10 protein-coding genes and 3 rRNA genes are annotated in these 16,151 nt (G+C 65.2%); 11 read left to right on the top strand and 2 right to left on the bottom strand.

From position 1 onward, the window contains the following. Positions 1-2 precede the first annotated feature (2 nt). The 5 genes from rpsO (at position 3) to OG432_RS07185 (ending at position 5,525) form a co-directional block, all read left to right on the top strand. On the top strand, positions 3-293 hold the full coding sequence (gene rpsO, locus OG432_RS07205) for a 30S ribosomal protein S15 (protein WP_328308872.1): 291 nt from the start codon (positions 3-5) through the stop codon (positions 291-293). 380 nt (positions 294-673) lie between these two features. Beyond that, on the top strand, positions 674-2,893 hold the full coding sequence (locus OG432_RS07200; RefSeq protein ID WP_328308870.1) for a polyribonucleotide nucleotidyltransferase: 2,220 nt from the start codon (positions 674-676) through the stop codon (positions 2,891-2,893). Continuing rightward, positions 2,890-4,269 carry a M16 family metallopeptidase gene (locus tag OG432_RS07195; RefSeq protein WP_328308868.1) on the top strand — a complete coding sequence of 460 codons (1,380 nt, stop codon included), beginning with the start codon at positions 2,890-2,892 and terminating at the stop codon, positions 4,267-4,269. Before OG432_RS07200 ends, OG432_RS07195 begins: the two co-directional genes overlap by 4 nt. 33 nt (positions 4,270-4,302) lie before the next feature. Continuing rightward, a complete protein-coding gene (gene dapB / locus OG432_RS07190) occupies positions 4,303-5,055 on the top strand; it encodes a 4-hydroxy-tetrahydrodipicolinate reductase (protein WP_328308867.1) in 753 nt (250 codons plus the stop codon). A gap of 17 nt (positions 5,056-5,072) precedes the next feature. Then, positions 5,073-5,525, top strand: coding sequence for a hypothetical protein (locus OG432_RS07185; RefSeq protein WP_328308865.1), 453 nt, complete (start codon positions 5,073-5,075; stop codon positions 5,523-5,525). Positions 5,526-5,579: 54 nt separating this feature from the next. On the opposite strand, the gene OG432_RS07180 is transcribed toward OG432_RS07185, so the two are convergent. Both OG432_RS07180 and OG432_RS07175 read right to left on the bottom strand, forming a co-directional pair. After that, complete coding sequence (locus OG432_RS07180) at positions 5,580-6,155, bottom strand: hypothetical protein (RefSeq protein ID WP_328308863.1); 576 nt, start codon at positions 6,153-6,155, stop codon at positions 5,580-5,582. Positions 6,156-6,281: 126 nt separating this feature from the next. Beyond that, positions 6,282-6,521, bottom strand: a complete 240-nt coding sequence (locus OG432_RS07175) for a hypothetical protein (RefSeq protein ID WP_328308861.1) — start codon at positions 6,519-6,521, stop codon at positions 6,282-6,284. Positions 6,522-6,720: 199 nt separating this feature from the next. On the opposite strand from OG432_RS07175, the gene thyX reads away from it, so the two are divergent. From thyX to rrf, 6 genes are all read left to right on the top strand, one after another. After that, entirely contained in the window at positions 6,721-7,461 is a 741-nt protein-coding gene (thyX, locus tag OG432_RS07170) for an FAD-dependent thymidylate synthase (protein WP_328308859.1), read from the top strand. A 221-nt stretch (positions 7,462-7,682) separates the two neighbouring features. Next, positions 7,683-8,582 carry a 4-hydroxy-tetrahydrodipicolinate synthase gene (gene dapA, locus OG432_RS07165; RefSeq protein WP_328308857.1) on the top strand — a complete coding sequence of 300 codons (900 nt, stop codon included), beginning with the start codon at positions 7,683-7,685 and terminating at the stop codon, positions 8,580-8,582. A gap of 126 nt (positions 8,583-8,708) precedes the next feature. Then, a complete protein-coding gene (locus tag OG432_RS07160) occupies positions 8,709-10,394 on the top strand; it encodes a ribonuclease J (RefSeq protein ID WP_328308855.1) in 1,686 nt (561 codons plus the stop codon). 531 nt (positions 10,395-10,925) lie between these two features. Continuing rightward, positions 10,926-12,451, top strand: a 16S ribosomal RNA gene (locus tag OG432_RS07155). Positions 12,452-12,738: 287 nt separating this feature from the next. Further along, positions 12,739-15,863: ribosomal RNA gene (locus OG432_RS07150) — 23S ribosomal RNA — on the top strand. Between the two features lie 90 nt (positions 15,864-15,953). Continuing rightward, positions 15,954-16,070, top strand: a 5S ribosomal RNA gene (gene rrf, locus OG432_RS07145). Together the 16S, 23S and 5S rRNA genes form the textbook arrangement of a ribosomal RNA operon. Positions 16,071-16,151: the final 81 nt, after the last annotated feature.

The following is a 16,151-nucleotide window of genomic DNA, read 5'->3' as shown; positions in this document are numbered from 1 at the left end:
GCGTGCCGCTCGACGCCGCTACGAAGAAGCAGATCATGTCCGAGTTCGGCCAGAAGGAGGGCGACACCGGCTCCCCCGAGGTCCAGGTCGCCATGCTCTCGCGCCGCATCTCCGACCTGACGGAGCACCTCAAGACGCACAAGCACGACCACCACTCCCGTCGTGGCCTGCTGATCCTCGTCGGCCAGCGCCGTCGCCTTCTGCAGTACCTGGCCAAGAAGGACATCCAGCGCTTCCGTACGCTGGTCGACCGCCTGGGCATCCGTCGCGGTGCGGCCGGCGGCGCCCGCTGAGTACGCTGTTGAGGGAGCGGTTCCCACCTGATTAGGGGGCCGCTCCCTTTGCTGTACATGCGCGACGTACCGAACGCTCAGTAGTCTGGTACGCACAACAGAACAAGCACGACGCACGACAAGCACGACGCAAGAACAAGCACGACGCACGACAAGCACGACGCACCAAGCAGCACCGAAGACGCAACACCACGACGAGCGAGCAGAAGCCCTCCTCCGCCGCCGGTCCTCGGTAGTGGCCCCCGGACCGCAAGGCACCCCGGGCGCTTCGATCGAAGACCGGCCCGCCCCCAGGAGCGCTTCTCCGCCGTCACCCCACCGTCCCCGAGCCACACGGGCCCGGCGGACGAAAAGACGACAAGCAAATGGAGAAAACGCTAGTGGAGAACGAGACCCACTACGCCGAGGCCGTCATCGACAACGGCACCTTCGGCACCCGCACCATCCGCTTCGAGACGGGCCGCCTGGCCAAGCAGGCCGCCGGCTCCGCCGTGGCGTACCTGGACGACGACACCATGGTCCTCTCGGCGACCACCGCGTCCAAGAAGCCCAAGGACCAGCTCGACTTCTTCCCCCTGACGGTGGACGTCGAGGAGCGGCAGTACGCGGCCGGCAAGATCCCCGGCTCCTTCTTCCGCCGCGAGGGCCGCCCCTCCGAGGACGCGATCCTCACCTGCCGCCTGATCGACCGCCCGCTGCGCCCGTCCTTCAAGAAGGGCCTGCGCAACGAGATCCAGGTCGTCGCCACGATCATGGCGCTCAACCCCGACCACCTGTACGACGTCGTCGCGATCAACGCCGCGTCCGCGTCCACCCAGCTGGCCGGTCTGCCCTTCTCCGGCCCGATCGGCGGCGTCCGCGTCGCGCTGATCAACGGCCAGTGGGTCGCCTTCCCGACGCACACCGAGCTCGAGGACGCCGTCTTCGACATGGTCGTCGCCGGTCGCGCCCTCGAGGACGGCGACGTCGCGATCATGATGGTCGAGGCCGAGGCCACCGAGAAGACCATCCAGCTGGTCAAGGGCGGCGCCGAGGCGCCGACCGAAGAGGTCGTCGCCTCCGGTCTGGACGCCGCGAAGCCCTTCATCAAGGTCCTCTGCAAGGCCCAGGCCGACCTCGCCGCCAAGGCCGCGAAGCCCACCGGCGAGTTCCCCGTCTTCCTCGACTACCAGGACGACGTCCTGGAGGCGCTCACCGCCGCCGTCAAGGGCGAGCTCGCCCAGGCGCTCACCATCGCCGGCAAGCAGGACCGCGAGGCCGAGCTGGACCGCGTCAAGGAGATCGCCGCCGACAAGCTGCTCCCGCAGTTCGAAGGCCGCGAGAAGGAGATCTCCGCCGCGTACCGCGCGCTGACCAAGAAGCTGGTCCGCGAGCGCGTCATCAAGGACAAGGTCCGCATCGACGGCCGCGGCATCACGGACATCCGTACGCTCGCCGCCGAGGTCGAGGCCATCCCGCGCGTGCACGGCTCGGCGCTGTTCGAGCGTGGCGAGACCCAGATCCTGGGCGTCACCACCCTCAACATGCTCCGCATGGAGCAGCAGCTGGACACCCTCTCCCCGGTGACCCGCAAGCGCTACATGCACAACTACAACTTCCCGCCGTACTCGGTCGGCGAGACCGGCCGCGTGGGCTCGCCCAAGCGCCGCGAGATCGGCCACGGCGCGCTCGCCGAGCGCGCCATCGTGCCGGTGCTGCCGACGCGCGAGGAGTTCCCCTACGCGATCCGTCAGGTGTCCGAGGCCCTCGGCTCCAACGGCTCGACGTCCATGGGCTCGGTCTGCGCCTCCACCATGTCGCTCCTGAACGCCGGTGTGCCGCTCAAGGCCCCCGTCGCCGGTATCGCCATGGGCCTCATCTCGCAGGAGATCGACGGCAAGACGCACTACGTCGCCCTCACCGACATCCTCGGTGCCGAGGACGCGTTCGGCGACATGGACTTCAAGGTCGCCGGCACCAAGGAGTTCGTCACCGCGCTCCAGCTCGACACCAAGCTCGACGGCATCCCGGCCTCCGTCCTGGCCGCCGCCCTCAAGCAGGCCCGTGACGCCCGCCTCCACATCCTCGACGTGATGATGGAAGCGATCGACACGCCGGACGAGATGTCCCCCAACGCCCCGCGGATCATCACCGTCAAGATCCCCGTGGACAAGATCGGCGAGGTCATCGGCCCCAAGGGCAAGATGATCAACCAGATCCAGGAGGACACCGGCGCCGAGATCACGATCGAGGACGACGGCACCATCTACATCGGTGCGCAGGTCGGCTCGCAGGCCGAGGCCGCCCGCGCCACGATCAACAGCATCGCCAACCCGACGATGCCCGAGGTCGGCGAGCGCTACCTGGGTACGGTCGTCAAGACCACCACCTTCGGTGCGTTCGTGTCCCTGATGCCCGGCAAGGACGGTCTGCTGCACATCTCGCAGATCCGCAAGCTCGCCGGTGGCAAGCGCGTCGAGAACGTCGAGGACGTGCTCGGCGTGGGCGCCAAGGTCCAGGTCGAGATCGCCGAGATCGACTCCCGCGGCAAGCTCTCCCTGGTCCCCGTGATCGAGGGCGAGACGGCCGACGACGCTGACAAGGACGACGCGGCCAAGTGACGTCCCGTAGTTCCGCGACGACGGCCCGCACCTCTTCGGAGGGGCGGGCCGTCGCCCGTACCCAAACGCTCCTGAAGGGTCGGAACGGCATCGGCACCGTCCGCCGCACGACCCTCCCCGGCGGCCTGCGGGTCGTCACCGAAACCCTTCCCTCCGTACGGTCCGCGACCTTCGGCATCTGGGTCCAGGTGGGTTCGCGCGACGAGACGCCGACGCTGAACGGGGCCACCCACTACCTGGAACACCTCCTGTTCAAGGGCACCAGCAAGCGCAGTGCCCTCGACATCTCCTCCGCCCTCGACGCGGTCGGCGGCGAGATGAACGCCTTCACGGCGAAGGAGTACACCTGCTACTACGCGCGGGTCCTCGACACCGACCTGCCGCTCGCCATCGACGTCGTGTGCGACATGCTCACCGACTCGCTGATCCTCGCCGAGGACATCGACGCCGAACGCGGCGTCATCCTCGAAGAGATCGCGATGACCGAGGACGACCCGGGCGACTGCGTGCACGACCTGTTCGCGCACACCATGCTCGGCGACACCCCCCTCGGCCGCCCGGTCCTCGGCACCGTCGACACCATCAACGCCCTCACCCAGGCGCAGATCTCCCGCTTCTACAAGAAGCACTACGACCCGCGCCACCTGGTCGTCGCGGCCGCCGGCAACGTCGACCACGCCACCGTCGTACGCCAGGTCCGCAAGGCCTTCGAGAAGGCCGGCGCGCTGTCCCGCACGGACGCCGCCCCCCTCGCCCCGCGCGGCGGCTCCCGCACCCTGAAGGCCGCCGGCCGCATGGAGCTCCTCAACCGCCGCACGGAACAGGCCCACGTGGTCCTCGGCATGCCGGGCCTCGCCCGCACCGACGAGCGCCGCTGGGCCCTTGGCGTCCTGAACACGGCACTGGGCGGCGGCATGTCGTCCCGCCTGTTCCAGGAGGTCCGCGAGAAGCGCGGCCTGGCCTACAGCGTGTACTCCTACACCTCGGGCTTCGCCGACTGCGGCCTGTTCGGCGTGTACGCGGGCTGCCGCCCCAGCCAGGTCCACGACGTCCTGAAGATCTGCCGCGACGAACTGGACCGGGTCGCAGCCGATGGCCTCTCGGACGACGAGATCGGCCGCGCCGTAGGCCAGCTCTCCGGCTCCACCGTCCTCGGCCTCGAGGACACCGGCGCCCTGATGAACCGCATCGGCAAGAGCGAACTGTGCTGGGGCGAGCAGATGTCGGTCGACGACATGCTGGCCCGGATGGCCGAGGTCACCCCGGACGACGTCCGCGAGGTGGCCCGTGATGTCCTGGGGCAGCGTCCCTCGCTGTCCGTCATCGGCCCGCTGAAGGACAAGCAGGCCGACCGCCTCCACGAAGCGGTCGCGTAACCCCTGTCGCGTAACCCTGAAGGAAGCAAGCGAATGAGCAAGCTGCGCGTGGCGGTCCTCGGAGCCAAGGGCCGGATCGGTTCCGAAGCGGTACGAGCCGTGGAGGCCGCCGAGGACATGGAACTGGTCGCGGCCCTCGGCCGCGGCGACGACCTGGAGACGCTCGCCGAGAGCGGCGCCCAGGTCGCCGTCGAACTGACCACCCCCGCCTCGGTGATGGACAACCTGGAGTTCTGTGTACGCCACGGAATCCACGCCGTCGTCGGCACCACGGGCTGGACCGAGGACCGCCTCGCGCAGCTGAACACCTGGCTCGCCGCGTCCCCGGCGACCGGCGTGCTCATCGCTCCGAACTTCTCCATCGGCGCCGTCCTGACCATGAAGTTCGCCCAGCTCGCGGCCCCGTACTTCGAATCCGTCGAGGTCGTCGAACTGCACCACCCCAACAAGGTCGACGCCCCCTCCGGCACCGCCACGCGCACCGCCCAGCTCATCGCCGCGGCCCGCGCCGAAGCCGGGGTCGGCCCCGCGCCCGACGCCACCACCACGGCGCTCGACGGCGCCCGCGGCGCCGACGTGGACGGCATCCCCGTGCACGCGGTACGCCTGCGCGGGCTCCTGGCCCACCAGGAAGTGCTGCTCGGCGCCGAGGGCGAGACCCTGACCGTGCGCCACGACTCCCTCCACCACAGCAGCTTCATGCCGGGCATCCTGCTCGGCGCCCGCCGCGTGGTGACCACCCCGGGCCTCACCTTCGGCCTGGAACACTTCCTCGACCTCAACTGAGCGGCACCGTCGGCCTCATGCGCGCGAAAATCACCTATCTCATCACGGCCGCCGTCCTGGTCTTCTACTTCGTCCTCGCCGGCAGCCGTGGCGTGTGGCTCCTCGAAGCGGGCACCTGGATCACCGTCCCCCTGGGCGTGGCGGTGCTGATCCTGCCGCTGGTCGGCATCTGGTTCCTGTGGGCCAACACCCGCTTCGTGACGAAGGCCAACAAGCTCGCCGTCGTCCTCGAGGCCGAAGGCGGCCTCCCCGTGGACGAGTTGACCCGCACCGAGGGCGGCCGCATCGACCGCGACTGCGCCGACGCCGTCTTCGCCCGCCGCAAGGCCGAGACGGAGGACACGCCCGACGACTGGCGGTGCTGGTTCCGCCTCGCCGTCGCCTACCAGGACGCCCGCGACACACCCCGGGCGCGCAAGGCGATGCAGCGGGCGATCGCCCTGCACGAGCGGAAGCCGGCCGGGGTCTAGCCCGCCCCTGCCCCCCCGTACCGGTTCCCCTGTTCCGGCCGGGACGGGCGGCGGTCAGCCGCGCCGGTACTCGTCGCCCCAGGCCTCCACCAGATCCGCCGCCCGGTCGAAGGCCTCGCCGCGCCCCAGGAAGTCCGCGTTGTGGTCGGTGAGCAGGGGCGCCGGCGCCCCGGCCCCCGGCCGCTCGGCGATCAGGGCCTGCCCCTGGACGGTCCGGGGAAGCCCGAGCCAGCGCACGGGCTGCTGAACGGTGTGCACCGCGCCGATCCGCGACCACGCCACCGTCGTCGTGGAGAAGAAGGCGACCCTGCGCAGTCCGGCCCTGCTGACCCAGACACCGACCCGCAGCAGCCGCAGCGACGAGGCGATCACGAGAACGGCGATGCCGAGGACGGCGAGCGCCCCGGCCGGTTCCCCGGCCGCCGCGATGATCACGGCGGCGAGCAGCACGAACGAGGCGAGCAGCAGCAGCATGGCTCCGGCGGCGACCCGCCACGGACCCGGCCGGTAGGGCCGCCGCCAACGGTCGTGGTCGTCGAACGGCAGCGCGACCTCGTCCGCGACCTCGTCGGAGTAGTACTCACCGGGTGCGTCGACTGCGCGGTCGGCCGTCAGGAAGGGCAGGGGCACGACTGATCCTCACTCACAAGCACGCTCGATTGGGCTGTGCGGGGTGAGGCTACCCAGGAGGTCACCGTGCGGCCACCTCCGGGGGTCCGGGCGCGCGTCGGCGCGTCCGGCGCCGTTCAGCGGTGGTCAGCGCCCCTGGGAAGCCTCGGACTGCTGGCTGTGCCCGGGGGACTGGGGGCTGTCCATCGCCGGCATCCCGAAGAGCAGCCCACCGGCGAGCCCGGCTATGACGGTCAGCCCCACCAGCGTCCTGCCAAGGAGCTGACCTGCGCTCGCGCGCTGGCGCGGCGGCGGCTCGACGTTGCTGCGGTAGCGGTCGGCCTCGGCGACGAATGCGAACGGAACGGGCTCACGCCGGCGGAACATGGGGGCACATCTCCTGGGAAACTCGAGGGGCTGTCGAACTGGTTGCTGCCTACTGGTACAGACGCACGGCAGTGCCGATTGGTGCCCGAATTCCCCGAATTGGCCGAAGAATGTGGTGACGAACCGTCAGGGACGGAGTTGTCAGTGCCGGCCCGTAGAGTGGGCGCCGCCCGAGCGACGCAATTGGAAGGACCCGCCGGTGACCGACACCCCCGCCCCTGATCTCAAGCCCAGCTTCCGCACCGACGTCACCGTCGAGCTGGTCAAGCACGCGGCGTCCGACTCCGACGTGCTCTGGGCAGCCCGGGTGTCCACGGCCGGCGAGCAGTCCCTCGAAGAGCTCCAGAAGGACCCCGAGCGCTCCAAGGGCCTCATCAACTACCTGATGCGGGACCGGCACGGCAGCCCCTTCGAGCACAACTCGATGACCTTCTTCATCAGCGCGCCGATCTTCGTCTTCCGCGAGTTCATGCGGCACCGCGTGGGCTGGTCCTACAACGAGGAATCGGGCCGCTATAGGGAGCTCCAGCCGGTCTTCTACGTCCCGGGCGCCGACCGCAAGCTGGTCCAGCAGGGCCGCCCCGGCAAGTACGAGTTCGTCGAGGGCTCGCCGGAGCAGCAGGAGCTGACCGCCCGCGTCATGGAGGACTCCTACCGCCGCTCGTACGAGGCGTACCAGGAGATGCTGGCGGCCGGAGTGGCCCGCGAGGTCGCCCGCGCCACGCTCCCGGTCGGCCTCTTCTCCTCGATGTACGCGACGTGCAACGCGCGGTCGCTGATGCACTTCCTCGGCCTGCGCACCCAGCACGAGCTGGCGAAGGTGCCGTCCTTCCCGCAGCGGGAGATCGAGATGGTCGGCGAGAAGATGGAGCGCGAGTGGGCCGCGCTGATGCCGCTCACCCATGCGGCCTTCAACACCAATGGCCGGGTGGCGCCGTAACCGCCCCCTCCTCGCCCCGCCCACGGCCGAAGGGCCCATACCGGCACACATGTGCGGATACGCCGCGCAAAGTGTCCGTATTGCGGCGTTTCGTGAAGTTCATCTAGGCTGATCAAACGGACCCGGCACTGCTTGAACCCCCGAGCAGGCAGTGCCGGGCTCCCTTAGCCACCTGCCCCCGAGGGAGCACCCGGCGCTGAGCAGCGAGTAGCGTGTTACCCATGGCTCCGATCTCCACTCCGCAGACCCCCTTCGGGCGGGTCCTCACCGCCATGATCACGCCCTTCACGGCGGACGGCGCACTCGACCTCGACGGCGCCCAGCGACTGGCGGCCCATCTGGTCGACGCAGGCAACGACGGACTCATCGTCAACGGCACCACCGGCGAGTCCCCGACCACCAGCGACGCGGAGAAAGACCAGCTCGTACGAGCCGTCCTCGAGGCCGTCGGAGACCGGGCCCACGTCGTGGCCGGCATCGGAACCAACGACACCCGCCACACCCTCGAACTCGCCCGTACGGCCGCACGCTCCGGCGCACACGGCCTGCTCGCGGTGACCCCGTACTACAACAAGCCCTCCCAGGAGGGCCTGCTCCGGCACTTCTCGGCCATCGCCGACGCCACCGAGCTCCCGGTGATGCTCTACGACATCCCCGGCCGCAGCGGCGTCCCGATCGACACCGAGACCCTCGTCCGACTCGCCGAGCACCCCAGGATCGTCGCCAACAAGGACGCCAAGGGCGACCTCGGCCGCGCCAGCTGGGCCATCGCCCGCTCCGGCCTCGCCTGGTACTCCGGCGACGACATGCTCAACCTGCCCCTGCTCTCGGTCGGCGCCTGCGGATTCGTCTCCGTCGTCGGCCACCTGGTCACCCCCGAGCTCCGCGCACTCCTCGAGGCCTACCTCGCCGGCGACGTGACCAAGGCCACCGAGATCCACCAGCGCCTGCTCCCCGTCTACACCGGCATGTTCCGCACCCAGGGCGTCATGACCACCAAGGCCGCCCTCGCCCGCAAGGGCCTCCCCGCCGGGCCGCTCCGGCTCCCCATGGTCGAACTCACGGCAGAAGAATCAAGCCAGCTGGCGCTCGATCTGGCAGCCGGTGGGGTACAGCTCTAACCACAGACTTCACAACTGAATACGCGCCGGACAAGCGCGCGAAAAAACCCACACAACAGCAAGTGCACGAATGACATACGCGCCACGTGCCCTCAGGTACGTGGCGCGTGTGGTGAGGAGAGTCTTTTGAGTCATCCGCATCCCGAACTCGGCATCCCGCCGAAGCTTCCCAAGAACGGCCTGCGCGTCACACCGCTCGGCGGTCTCGGCGAAATCGGCCGGAACATGACCGTCTTCGAGTTCAACGGCCGCCTGCTCATCGTCGACTGCGGCGTCCTCTTCCCCGAGGAGGAGCAGCCCGGCATCGACCTGATCCTGCCGGACTTCAGCTCGATCCGGGACCGCCTCGACGACATCGAGGGCATCGTCCTGACGCACGGCCACGAGGACCACATCGGCGGCGTCCCGTACCTGCTCCGCGAGAAGCCGGACATCCCGCTGATCGGCTCCAAGCTGACCCTCGCGCTGATCGAGGCCAAGCTCCAGGAGCACCGCATCCGCCCGTACACGCTGGAGGTCGCCGAGGGCGACCGCGAGCGCCTGGGCCCCTTCGACTGCGAGTTCATCGCGGTCAACCACTCCATCCCGGACGCCCTCGCGGTCGCCATCCGCACCCCCGCGGGCATGGCCGTCGCCACCGGCGACTTCAAGATGGACCAGCTCCCGCTGGACGGCCGGCTCACCGACCTGCACGCGTTCGCGCGCCTCAGCGAAGAGGGCATCGACCTCCTCCTGTCGGACTCGACCAACGCCGAGGTCCCCGGGTTCGTGCCGCCGGAGCGGGACATCTCCAACGTCCTGCGCACCGTCTTCGCCAACGCCGACAAGCGCATCATCGTGGCCAGCTTCGCCAGCCACGTCCACCGCATCCAGCAGATCCTGGACGCCGCGCACGAGTACGGCCGCCGCGTCGCCTTCGTCGGCCGCTCGATGGTCCGCAACATGGGCATCGCGCGCGACCTCGGCTACCTGAAGGTCCCGGCCGGGCTCGTCGTCGACGTCAAGACCCTCGACGACCTGCCGGACGACGAGGTCGTCCTGGTCTGCACCGGCTCGCAGGGCGAGCCGATGGCCGCGCTCTCCCGCATGGCCAACCGCGACCACCAGATCCGGATCGTCCAGGGCGACACCGTGATCCTCGCGTCGTCGCTCATCCCGGGCAACGAGAACGCGGTCTACCGCGTCATCAACGGCCTGACCCGCTGGGGCGCCAACGTCGTCCACAAGGGCAACGCCAAGGTGCACGTCTCGGGCCACGCCTCGGCCGGCGAGCTGCTGTACTTCTACAACATCTGCAAGCCGAAGAACCTGATGCCGGTCCACGGCGAATGGCGCCACCTGCGGGCGAACGCGGAGCTCGGAGCGCTCACCGGCGTCCCGAAGAACCACATCGTCATCGCCGAGGACGGCGTGGTCGTCGACCTGGTCGACGGCACCGCGCGCATCGTCGGCAAGGTCCAGGCGGGTTACGTCTACGTCGACGGTTCCTCGGTCGGCGACGTGACGGAGTCCTCCCTCAAGGACCGCCGCATCCTCGGCGACGAGGGCATCATCTCGGTGTACGTGGTGGTGGACTCCAGCAGCGGCAAGATCACCAGCGGCCCGCACATCCAGGCCCGCGGTTCCGGCATCGAGGACTCGGCGTTCGGCCCGGTGGTCTCGAAGATCGAGGAAGCGCTCAACCGGTCCGCGCAGGACGGCGTCGTGGAGCCCCACCAGCTCCAGCAGCTGATCCGCCGCTCGGTCGGCAAGTGGGTCTCGGACACCTACCGCAGGCGTCCGATGATCCTTCCCGTGGTCGTCGAGGTCTGACAGCCACGGCAGTTGGGCCGGAGCGGGGCGCCTCGATTTGCATCGAGGCGCCCCGCTCCAGTACGTTTACGTCTCCGCCCACGGGGAACCCGCTACGGTCAAGCACCGCAGAGGGACACCCGAACCGGGACGGAAATCCGGCTTCAGAATCTCTGATAAAGTCGGGCCCGCCGAAAGGGAAAACGCGAAAGCGAAGAACCCGAGGCGAACCCAATTTGACGGGGAATCGGACACGAAAGCGTCTGGTAGAGTCGGAAACACGAAATACCGAAGGGAAGCGCCCGGAGGAAAGCCCGAGAGGGTGAGTACAAAGGAAGCGTCCGTTCCTTGAGAACTCAACAGCGTGCCAAAAGTCAACGCCAGATTGACAACCCCGTCTCCATTTCGGTGGAGCGAGGTTCCTTTGAAAAGTCCTGTCGGTCCTTGTGGCCGGCAGGCGATTACACAGCGAGGACGCTGTGGACGGGCCGCCTTATTCCGGTGGTTCCGTCCCGCTCTTACGTGATGTGTGCACCCGATTACGGGTAAACATTCATGGAGAGTTTGATCCTGGCTCAGGACGAACGCTGGCGGCGTGCTTAACACATGCAAGTCGAACGATGAAGCCCTTCGGGGTGGATTAGTGGCGAACGGGTGAGTAACACGTGGGCAATCTGCCCTTCACTCTGGGACAAGCCCTGGAAACGGGGTCTAATACCGGATAACACTCCTCAAAGCATTTTGAGGGGTTAAAAGCTCCGGCGGTGAAGGATGAGCCCGCGGCCTATCAGCTTGTTGGTGGGGTAATGGCCTACCAAGGCGACGACGGGTAGCCGGCCTGAGAGGGCGACCGGCCACACTGGGACTGAGACACGGCCCAGACTCCTACGGGAGGCAGCAGTGGGGAATATTGCACAATGGGCGAAAGCCTGATGCAGCGACGCCGCGTGAGGGATGACGGCCTTCGGGTTGTAAACCTCTTTCAGCAGGGAAGAAGCGAAAGTGACGGTACCTGCAGAAGAAGCGCCGGCTAACTACGTGCCAGCAGCCGCGGTAATACGTAGGGCGCAAGCGTTGTCCGGAATTATTGGGCGTAAAGAGCTCGTAGGCGGCTTGTCACGTCGGATGTGAAAGCCCGGGGCTTAACCCCGGGTCTGCATTCGATACGGGCTAGCTAGAGTGTGGTAGGGGAGATCGGAATTCCTGGTGTAGCGGTGAAATGCGCAGATATCAGGAGGAACACCGGTGGCGAAGGCGGATCTCTGGGCCATTACTGACGCTGAGGAGCGAAAGCGTGGGGAGCGAACAGGATTAGATACCCTGGTAGTCCACGCCGTAAACGTTGGGAACTAGGTGTTGGCGACATTCCACGTCGTCGGTGCCGCAGCTAACGCATTAAGTTCCCCGCCTGGGGAGTACGGCCGCAAGGCTAAAACTCAAAGGAATTGACGGGGGCCCGCACAAGCAGCGGAGCATGTGGCTTAATTCGACGCAACGCGAAGAACCTTACCAAGGCTTGACATATACCGGAAAGCATCAGAGATGGTGCCCCCCTTGTGGTCGGTATACAGGTGGTGCATGGCTGTCGTCAGCTCGTGTCGTGAGATGTTGGGTTAAGTCCCGCAACGAGCGCAACCCTTGTTCTGTGTTGCCAGCATGCCCTTCGGGGTGATGGGGACTCACAGGAGACTGCCGGGGTCAACTCGGAGGAAGGTGGGGACGACGTCAAGTCATCATGCCCCTTATGTCTTGGGCTGCACACGTGCTACAATGGCCGGTACAAAGAGCTGCGATGCCGCGAGGCGGAGCGAATCTCAAAAAGCCGGTCTCAGTTCGGATTGGGGTCTGCAACTCGACCCCATGAAGTCGGAGTTGCTAGTAATCGCAGATCAGCATTGCTGCGGTGAATACGTTCCCGGGCCTTGTACACACCGCCCGTCACGTCACGAAAGTCGGTAACACCCGAAGCCGGTGGCCCAACCCCTTGTGGGAGGGAGCTGTCGAAGGTGGGACTGGCGATTGGGACGAAGTCGTAACAAGGTAGCCGTACCGGAAGGTGCGGCTGGATCACCTCCTTTCTAAGGAGCACAGCACCGTCTGCAGACAAATGTTCTGCACGGTCAGCTCATGGGTGGAACGTTGACTATTCGGCACTCTTGGTCAATTCGGGCCGCTAGTACTGCTCTTCGGAGCGTGGAACGCGGGTCGGTGCGACGGAGAGGGCCGGGCACGCTGTTGGGTATCTGAAGGTACGGCCGTCATGGTTGTGTCTTCGGTCGCCGGCCCCAGTGAACTCCACTGAATGGTGGGGGTGATGGGTGGTTGGTCGTTGTTTGAGAACTGCACAGTGGACGCGAGCATCTGTGGCCAAGTTTTTAAGGGCGCACGGTGGATGCCTTGGCACCAGGAACCGATGAAGGACGTGGGAGGCCACGATAGTCCCCGGGGAGCCGTCAACCAGGCTTTGATCCGGGGGTTTCCGAATGGGGAAACCCGGCAGTCGTCATGGGCTGTCACCCATACCTGAACACATAGGGTATGTGGAGGGAACGAGGGGAAGTGAAACATCTCAGTACCCTCAGGAAGAGAAAACAACCGTGATTCCGGGAGTAGTGGCGAGCGAAACCGGATGAGGCCAAACCGTATGCGTGTGATACCCGGCAGGGGTTGCGCATGCGGGGTTGTGGGATCTCTCTTTCACAGTCTGCCGGCTGTGAGGCGAGTCAGAAACCGTTGGTGTAGGCGAAGGACATGCGAAAGGTCCGGCGTAGAGGGTAAGACCCCCGTAGCTGAAACATCAACGGCTCGTTTGAGAGACACCCAAGTAGCACGGGGCCCGAGAAATCCCGTGTGAATCTGGCGGGACCACCCGCTAAGCCTAAATATTCCCTGGTGACCGATAGCGGATAGTACCGTGAGGGAATGGTGAAAAGTACCGCGGGAGCGGAGTGAAATAGTACCTGAAACCGTGTGCCTACAAGCCGTGGGAGCGTCGCTGTATGTGCTTGCACATACAGTCGTGACTGCGTGCCTTTTGAAGAATGAGCCTGCGAGTTAGCGGTGTGTAGCGAGGTTAACCCGTGTGGGGAAGCCGTAGCGAAAGCGAGTCCGAACAGGGCGATTGAGTTGCACGCTCTAGACCCGAAGCGGAGTGATCTAGCCATGGGCAGGTTGAAGCGGCTGTAAGAGGTCGTGGAGGACCGAACCCACCAGGGTTGAAAACCTGGGGGATGACCTGTGGTTAGGGGTGAAAGGCCAATCAAACTCCGTGATAGCTGGTTCTCCCCGAAATGCATTTAGGTGCAGCGTCGTGTGTTTCTTGCCGGAGGTAGAGCACTGGATAGGCGATGGGCCCTACCGGGTTACTGACCTTAGCCAAACTCCGAATGCCGGTAAGTGAGAGCACGGCAGTGAGACTGTGGGGGATAAGCTCCATGGTCGAGAGGGAAACAGCCCAGAGCATCGACTAAGGCCCCTAAGCGTACGCTAAGTGGGAAAGGATGTGGAGTCGCAGAGACAACCAGGAGGTTGGCTTAGAAGCAGCCACCCTTGAAAGAGTGCGTAATAGCTCACTGGTCAAGTGATTCCGCGCCGACAATGTAGCGGGGCTCAAGCGTACCGCCGAAGTCGTGTCATTCCAGCACATACCCCCAACGGGGGCTGGGATGGGTAGGGGAGCGTCGTGTGCCGGGTGAAGCTGCAGCGGAAGCTAGTGGTGGACGGTTCACGAGTGAGAATGCAGGCATGAGTAGCGATACACACGTGAGAAACGTGTGCGCCGATTGACTAAGGGTTCCTGGGTCAAGCTGATCTGCCCAGGGTAAGTCGGGACCTAAGGCGAGGCCGACAGGCGTAGTCGATGGACAACCGGTTGATATTCCGGTACCCGCTTTGAAACGCCCAATATCGAGCCCATTAATGCTAAGGCCGTGAAGCCGCCCTGATCTCTTCGGAGTTGAGGGGAGTGGTGGAGCCGCTGACCCAAGGTGGTAGTAGGTAAGCGATGGGGTGACGCAGGAAGGTAGTCCAACCCGGGCGGTGGTTGTCCCGGGGTAAGGGTGTAGGCCGTGCGGTAGGCAAATCCGTCGCACATTAAGGCTGAGACCTGATGCCGAGCCGATTGTGGTGAAGTGGATGATCCTATGCTGTCGAGAAAAGCCTCTAGCGAGTTTCATGGCGGCCCGTACCCTAAACCGACTCAGGTGGTCAGGTAGAGAATACCGAGGCGTTCGGGTGAACTATGGTTAAGGAACTCGGCAAAATGCCCCCGTAACTTCGGGAGAAGGGGGGCCATCACCGGTGATGAGATTTACTCTCTGAGCTGGGGGTGGCCGCAGAGACCAGCGAGAAGCGACTGTTTACTAAAAACACAGGTCCGTGCGAAGCCGTAAGGCGATGTATACGGACTGACGCCTGCCCGGTGCTGGAACGTTAAGGGGACCGGTTAGTGACCTTTCGGGGTTGCGAAGCTGAGAACTTAAGCGCCAGTAAACGGCGGTGGTAACTATAACCATCCTAAGGTAGCGAAATTCCTTGTCGGGTAAGTTCCGACCTGCACGAATGGCGTAACGACTTCTCGACTGTCTCAACCATAGGCCCGGTGAAATTGCACTACGAGTAAAGATGCTCGTTTCGCGCAGCAGGACGGAAAGACCCCGGGACCTTTACTACAGTTTGATATTGGTGTTCGGTTCGGCTTGTGTAGGATAGGTGGGAGACTTTGAAGCGGCCACGCCAGTGGTTGTGGAGTCGTCGTTGAAATACCACTCTGGTCGTGCTGGATGTCTAACCTCGGTCCGTGATCCGGATCAGGGACAGTGTCTGATGGGTAGTTTAACTGGGGCGGTTGCCTCCTAAAGAGTAACGGAGGCGCCCAAAGGTTCCCTCAGCCTGGTTGGCAATCAGGTGTTGAGTGTAAGTGCACAAGGGAGCTTGACTGTGAGACCGACGGGTCGAGCAGGGACGAAAGTCGGGACTAGTGATCCGGCGGTGGCTTGTGGAAGCGCCGTCGCTCAACGGATAAAAGGTACCCCGGGGATAACAGGCTGATCTTCCCCAAGAGTCCATATCGACGGGATGGTTTGGCACCTCGATGTCGGCTCGTCGCATCCTGGGGCTGGAGTCGGTCCCAAGGGTTGGGCTGTTCGCCCATTAAAGCGGTACGCGAGCTGGGTTTAGAACGTCGTGAGACAGTTCGGTCCCTATCCGCTGCGCGCGCAGGAACATTGAGAAGGGCTGTCCCTAGTACGAGAGGACCGGGACGGACGAACCTCTGGTGTGCCAGTTGTCCTGCCAAGGGCATGGCTGGTTGGCTACGTTCGGAAAGGATAACCGCTGAAAGCATCTAAGCGGGAAGCCTGCTTCGAGATGAGTGTTCCCACCTCCTTGAGAGGGTAAGGCTCCCAGTAGACGACTGGGTTGATAGGCCAGATGTGGAAGCCCGGTAACGGGTGGAGCTGACTGGTACTAATAGGCCGAGGGCTTGTCCTCAGTTGCTCGCGTCCACTGTGTTTGTTCTGAAGCAATGAACTCCCGCATGCCTCTTTGGGTGTGTGCTGGTCGAGTTCAACTTCATAGTGTTTCGGTGGTCATAGCGTTAGGGAAACGCCCGGTTACATTCCGAACCCGGAAGCTAAGCCTTTCAGCGCCGATGGTACTGCAGGGGGGACCCTGTGGGAGAGTAGGACGCCGCCGAACAAATCTTCAACGCTGGTCCCTGAACTTCGGTTCGGGGGCCAGCGTTTTTTTGTGTCCGCTCACCTGGCGTTCATCTGTCAG

The organism is Streptomyces sp. NBC_00442 (genome assembly GCF_036014195.1).
GTDB lineage: Bacteria > Actinomycetota > Actinomycetes > Streptomycetales > Streptomycetaceae > Streptomyces.
Note: the sequence above shows the minus strand (reverse complement) of the source record. Positions and strands in the feature narration are given on the sequence as shown.

Bases quoted from the DNA above. Each gene is read 5' to 3' on its own strand.
- dapA (WP_328308857.1), top strand. From the start codon at position 7,683: ATGGCTCCGATCTCCACTCCGCAGACCCCCTTCGGGCGGGTCCTCACC.
- OG432_RS07185 (WP_328308865.1), top strand. From the start codon at position 5,073: ATGCGCGCGAAAATCACCTATCTCATCACGGCCGCCGTCCTGGTCTTC.
- OG432_RS07175 (WP_328308861.1), bottom strand. From the start codon at position 6,521: ATGTTCCGCCGGCGTGAGCCCGTTCCGTTCGCATTCGTCGCCGAGGCC.
- dapB (WP_328308867.1), top strand. From the start codon at position 4,303: ATGAGCAAGCTGCGCGTGGCGGTCCTCGGAGCCAAGGGCCGGATCGGT.